2 protein-coding genes and 1 pseudogene are annotated in these 6,146 nt (G+C 74.0%); all 3 read left to right on the forward strand.

Going from position 1 to position 6,146, the window contains the following annotated elements:
• Nucleotides 1-1,401: pseudogene (locus ABD785_RS41030) on the forward strand (hypothetical protein); the annotation flags it as partial.
• 150 nt (nucleotides 1,402-1,551) lie between these two features.
• Nucleotides 1,552-2,979, forward strand: a complete 1,428-nt coding sequence (locus ABD785_RS41035) for a hypothetical protein (RefSeq protein ID WP_344840298.1) — start codon at nucleotides 1,552-1,554, stop codon at nucleotides 2,977-2,979.
• A 58-nt stretch (nucleotides 2,980-3,037) separates the two neighbouring features.
• Nucleotides 3,038-5,845 (forward strand): ATP-binding protein, encoded by a 2,808-nt coding sequence (locus ABD785_RS41040; protein ID WP_344840301.1) that lies wholly within the window; start codon nucleotides 3,038-3,040, stop codon nucleotides 5,843-5,845.
• The last annotated feature ends 301 nt before the right edge of the window (nucleotides 5,846-6,146 follow it).

The following is a 6,146-nucleotide window of genomic DNA, read 5'->3' on the forward strand; positions in this document are numbered from 1 at the left end:
CCCGCCGCCCCCCAGCCCGCCGCTCCCTGGCCCGGCGCCGAGGCCGCGCCCGGCGCGGCGGCGCCCTGGGGCGGCGAAGGACAGAACGGTCTCCCCTGGGGTGCCGAGAACGCCCCCGGAGCACCGTGGGGCGCCGAGAACGCTCCCAGCGGACAGAACGGCGCCGCCTGGGCGCCCGAGAACGCCCTCGGCGCACAGAACGGCACGTCGTGGGCCGGGGAGAGCGCGCCCAGCGCGCATAGCGGTGCCCCCTGGGGCACGGAGAACGCACCCATCGCGCAGAACGGTGCCCCCTGGGGCACGGAGAGCGCGCCCGCAGGGCAGAACGGTGCCCCGTGGGGGGCCGAGAACGCTCCCGGCGGGCTGAGCGCGGCGCCGTGGGGCGGCGAGAGCGCGGGCGCACCGGCCGGGGCGATCAGTGCCGCGCCGTGGCCCTCGGGTGAGAGCGCGCCCGCGGCGAACGGTCTCCAGTCGAACGGTCTCCAGTCGAACGGTCTGCAGACGGCCTGGCCCGAGGGGATTCCCGCGGACGTGCCGCAGCAGGGAATGCCCGGTGGGCCGCACGCCGGGGAGCGTCCCGCGGGAGTGCCGTGGGGCGCCGACGGAGGTCCGCAGGCCTGGCAGGCCGCGCAGGCGGCCGAGCAGGCGGGCAACCGTCCCGGCGGCCCCGGCGGGCCGGACGACTCCTGGCAGCAGTGGAGCCCGCGCGAGGAGAAGCCGCTGTGGGACCCCAACGGCCCGATGCCGACGACGACCTCGCACCGGGCCTCTTCGGGCGGCGGCGGCCTGACCGGCAAGCCGCTGGCCATCGGTGTCGCGGTGCTGGTCGTGCTGGCGATCGTCGCGGTGCTCTTCGTGCTGCCCGGCGGCGATGACGACAAGAACGCGCCCGCCGTCAAGACGTCCCAGCCGGCCGGCGACAAGCCGCAGAAGGGCCAGCCGGCCAAGCCCGTCGACCCGGTCGCGAAGGCGCAGGCCGTCAAGGTGAACGGGCTCCTCGCGACGAGCTACAAGAGCCGGATGCTGCTCGGCACCGCGCTCGCCAACGCCGCGAACTGCGACAAGCTCCCGGCGTCGATCGCCTCGATGCAGCAGGTCGCCCAGCAGCGGCAGGGCCAGATCCAGCAGGCCCAGCAGCTCGACTTCGGCAAGCTGGCCGGCGGGGCGGCGCTCCAGCGGTCGCTGGTCAAGTCGATGCAGTACTCGCTGAACGTCGACCAGGCGTTCCTGCAGTGGGCGCAGGCCCACCAGGGCTGCCAGGGCAAGACCCCGACCGACGACCCGAACTACAAGCAGGGCGCGAAGCTCAACGTCCAGACGGCGCGGGCGAAGGCCAGGTTCCTGGCCGGGTGGAACAAGGCGATCGCTCCGCTGGGTCTCGCCAAACGGAAGGCGTTCTGACGCATAAAGCCTGATAAGTGGCAATAGCGTCCCCTGTAGTGTGTGGGACGTTAATCTGAGGCCAACCCCCGACAGAGGCCGCCGATGCAGTGTCCGGAATGCCGTAGCGAAACCCCCGGCTCGCTGGGGCGATGCACCCGTTGCGATGCCGTGCTCCCGCAGGCCGACGACGCCGTGTCGTGGACCCCGCAGATCCCGGGCGGCGAGCCCTGGCCGCCGGAGCCGTGGCAGCCCGACGCCACCGGCCAGCGGCCGTCCTGGCGCTATGACCCGGACGACCCCCAGCCCACGGACGCCACTCCGCGCCATCCGTGGGCGGAGCAGCCCGTCCAGGAGACCGAGCAGGAGGCGCCCAGGGCGTTCGAGCGGCCCGCCGACCCCGACCGCCCCTGGGCCGAGCCTCCCGCCGAGGCCGACGAGCGTCCCTGGCCCGCTCCTCCCGAACGTCCCCGAGCGTTCGAGCAGCCCGCCGACCCCGAGCGTCCGTGGGCCGAACCCCCCGCCGAAGCCGTGCGGACCCGATCCGAACAGCCCGCGGAACGCCCGCAGGCTGCCCAGCCCGCGGAGCAGCCAGTGGAACGACCCTGGGCCGAACAGCCCGACGAGCGTCCTTGGGCCGCCAGGCCCGACGAGAACCTGTGGGCGGAGCAGCCTCCGGCGGCCAGGTCGGAGCAGCCGTGGTCCGCGCCTCCCGCCGACCCCGACCGGCCCTGGGCCGAGCAGCCGGGCGAGCCCGCCTGGGGGGCGCGGCCCGCCGAGCCCGCGTGGGGCGCCGAGCAGGAGCGGCCGTGGGCGAACCAGCCCGCCGAGCAGGAGCGTCCCTGGGCCGAGCAGGCGTGGAATCCCCAGCGGGGCGGCGGCCGGCAGAGCGCGTGGGACGACAGCGGCTCGGGCCACCAGCCGCCGCGCCGTCCCGAGGGCGGCGAGCAGTGGCTGCCCGACGACGGCCCCCGCTGGCGCGGACCGCTGATCGCGGGGCTCGTCGCGGCGCTGCTGACGGCGCTGATCGTCGTCGGTTACGTCTTCTGGTCCAAGAGCGACGACGACGGCGGCGTGGCCGTCCAGCTGCCGTCCGCGCAGCCGACGGGCAAGACCACCGCCAAGTCGAGCGCGCCCGAACCCGACGACTCCGAGGACCCCGCGCAGGAGCCGAGCGGCGACGCCAAGTCCCAGGCGACCGCCGTCGACGGCGTCCTGTCCGACATGACCGCCAGCCGCAAGAAGCTGGAGAGCATCACCTACAACTGCTCCGACAAGAGCGGCGACATCTCCACCTTCAAGACGGCCGTCTCCGAGCGCGAGGCCCAGCTCGGCGATGTCGACGACCTGAACCTGGACGCCCTCGACGGCGGCGACGACCTCAAGGCCGCCCTGAAGGACGCCCTCCAGGCCTCCATCGACGCCAACGGCGAGGCCATCAAGTTCCTGCGCGACGAGGGCGGCTGCGACGGCGACGCCGCCGAGCGCCTCCAGGAGTGGAACGACAAGGCGGGCAAGGCCAAGACGAAGTTCCTCGGCCTGTGGAACCCGGTCGCCGAGGCCCAGGGCCTGCCCGAGCGCACCCGCGAGGAGATCTGACCCACCCCCTGTGGAAAACCCGGCGGCGGGGTCGCCGGGGGTGTGCATCATGGGGGGCATGATGACGGCGCAGGGCCCTTGGTTCCGGATCGAGGCGATTCCCGTTCCCGAGCGGATCTCGTCCGCGGAGTGGGACTTCGTGACGGTGCTGCCCGCCGTCCTGTCGGCCGCGCAGCAGCGGCGGCCGTTCGTGGTGGGCTGGCTGTCGCGCGGTGGCGGCTCGCCGCTGGAGCTGGTCACCAACGCGGGTTCGGGCGACGGCGGCCTGCTGTTCCCCAACGGGGCGCGCGGCCGTCCCTGCGGTGACGGGTGGCTCCAGGAGGCCGCCCGGATGGTGTGGACCCGCTGTCCCGGCAGACAGGCCCCGCCGCTGGCCACCGCGCAGGAGCGGTCGTCGCTGTTCGAGCAGATGCTCGTCACGCTGCTCGGCCGCCCGTTCGGCTGGCTGGTGACGGCCGACCCCTGCCCCGAGCAGCTCCTCGACGCGGAGATCAGGGAGCTGCGGCACGAGCTGCGGATCCTGCGCCGCGACGACCAGAGCGGGGTGGAGCGGGCCGAGCGGAGGCTGGCCGAGCTCGATTCCTTCCGCGAGGCCGGGCTGTGGAACGTCCGGGTGCTGGCGGGGGCGGGTTCCCCCGGTGACCTGGAGCAGATCGCGCCGGTGCTGGTCGGGTCGATGGAACTCGGGCACCATCCCTACCGGCTGCGCACCGGGCGTCAGATGGGGGCGTTCGCGGAGGCGATGGGCGGCTCGGAGGAGGGCTTCCCGTTCGTGGCGTCGGCGGGTGCGCTCGCGGCGCTGGCCGGGCTGCCGAGGCGCGAGGTCCCCGGCGTCCGGGTGCTCGACTCCGGCTACTTCGACGTGACGTCGGAGACCTCCGGTGGCGGGCTGGAGCTGGGCGCGATCCTCGACGGGCAGGACCGCACCGTCGGCCGGTTCACCGTGCCGCTGGAGACCTTGAACAGGCACGCGTTCGTGACGGGGGCCACCGGTTCCGGCAAGTCGCAGACCGTCCGGCACATCCTGGAGCAGCTCACCCATGCCGGGGTGCCGTGGCTGGCGATCGAGCCGGCGAAGTCGGAGTACGCGGCGATGGCCGGGCGGATCGGGGCGCCGGTGACGGTCGTCAACCCGTCCGATCCGGGGGCGGTGCCGATGTCACTGAACCCGCTCGCGCCCGAACCCGGCTATCCGGTGCAGGCGCACATCGACATGGTGCGGGCGCTGTTCCAGGCGGCGTTCGACGCCGAGGAGCCGTTCCCGCAGATCATCGCGCAGGCGCTCCAGCGGGTCTACGAGGCGTGCGGCTGGGACGTCGTGACGGGCGGCGGCAGGCCCGGGCCGAACGAGGTGCCGCCGTCGGTGCCGACCCTGGAGCAGCTCCAGCAGGCGGCGCTCGACGTCATCGCCGACGTCGGTTACGGCAAGGAGCTGATGTCCGACGTCAAGGGCTTCGTCGACGTCCGGCTGAGGTCGCTGCGGATCGGCTCGGCGGGCCGGTTCTTCGAGGGCGGCCACGACGCCGACATCGGCGGGCTGCTGCGGGAGAACGTCGTGCTGGCGATCGAGGACGTCGCCAACGACGAGGACAAGGCGTTCCTCATGGGCACCCTGATCATCCGGGTGGTCGAGCATCTGCGGATGCGGGCGCGCACGACCAAGACCACCGGGCTGCGGCATGTGATCGTCATCGAGGAGGCGCACCGGCTGCTGCGCAACCGCGACTCGGCGAGCGCCCACGCCGTCGAGCTGTTCGCGGGGCTGCTGGCCGAGATCCGCGCCTACGGCGAGGGGATCGTGGTGGCCGAGCAGATCCCGGTGAAGCTGATCCCGGACGTGGTGAAGAACACCGCGCTGAAGATCGTCCATCGGCTTCCGGCGTACGACGACCGTCATGTGGTCGGCTCGGCGATGAATCTCGACGCCGACCAGTCACGCGAGGTCGTCTCGCTGCGTCCGGGGGTGGCCGCCGTCTTCGCCGACGGCATGGACCGTCCGCTGCGGATTCGCGTGCCGTGGGGCGAGGACCGCGAGGAACTCCTTCCGGGCCCTCCCCCGCCGATCTCGGGCCGCCGCTCGGTGGCCTGCGGCACCGAGTGCAAGGGCGGCCGCGCCTGCACCCTGCGCGAGCTCCGCGAGGCCGACCTGCTGGCGTCCTCCGCCGAGCAGGCCTGGCTGCGCCTGTGGACCGACGTCCTCATCCTCGGCCATCTGACCAACCGCCCGCTGCCGGCCGTCCCACCCGAGCTGGGCCGGGCCTGGTCCCGTCTGGCGCCACGGCTCCGCGAGTGCATGCTGGCCACGGTCCTCGACCACAGCGTCGGCCGCCGCGCCCTGGCACTGCGCACCGCCTACGACCCCGCCGCCCTGACCACTGCCGCCACCGAGGCCGCCACCTCCCTCCTGAACGCCTACGGCGCCCGTCCCGCCCCCGAGCCCCCCGGCCCCCTCTTCGTCATCCCCCAGCTCCGCTGGCTGCACGAGCTCGACAAGCTCTTCCCCCTCGACGCCGCCGAACCCGACCCCCACGGCATGGCCCCACCCCTCGACTACGTCCTCCCCGGCCTCCGCCAGCAGTCCCCCGACGCCAAGATGGGCCAGCGCCTCCGCTCCCTGCGCCGCCACCCCCTGTCCACCGACCTCCCCGCCAACCGCCCCGTGGCCCTGACAGCCCTCCAGGGCACTCCCCCCGACACCTTCGAAGACGACCTGGCCACCATCACCGTCGGCCTGGACCCCTCCACCCGCCTCGACCACCTCACCGCCTCCCTCCACACCCCCTGGCTGGAGTCCGTCCTCACCTGGCCCGACCGCTTCATCGACCCCCCGGAAGACGACGCCCCGCCCCCCCACCACCCTCACTGACCACGCCTCGTCCAAGCCCGGCCCGGCCACGACACCCACCCACGCCGTCACGGCGGTCACCGCTGGCGCGGTCACACCCGCTGTCGCCGTCACCGCTGTCGGCGTCGCACCTGCTCTCGCGGGCGTGGTCGCAGTGGCGATCGGGGTCGTCGTCGCGGTCGGTGCCGCTGTCGGGTCGCGTTCGCCGGGGCGTCATGTTCGGTGGGGCGGCCGGGTGGGGGTCAGGCGGGGCCCAGTGGGGGTGGGGGGCCTGGGGGGCGGGTGGTGCCTCTGGGGGCGGCGTGGCGGGGGGTGTGGAGGG

This window comes from Actinocorallia longicatena (assembly GCF_039534125.1).
Taxonomy (GTDB): domain Bacteria; phylum Actinomycetota; class Actinomycetes; order Streptosporangiales; family Streptosporangiaceae; genus Actinocorallia; species Actinocorallia longicatena.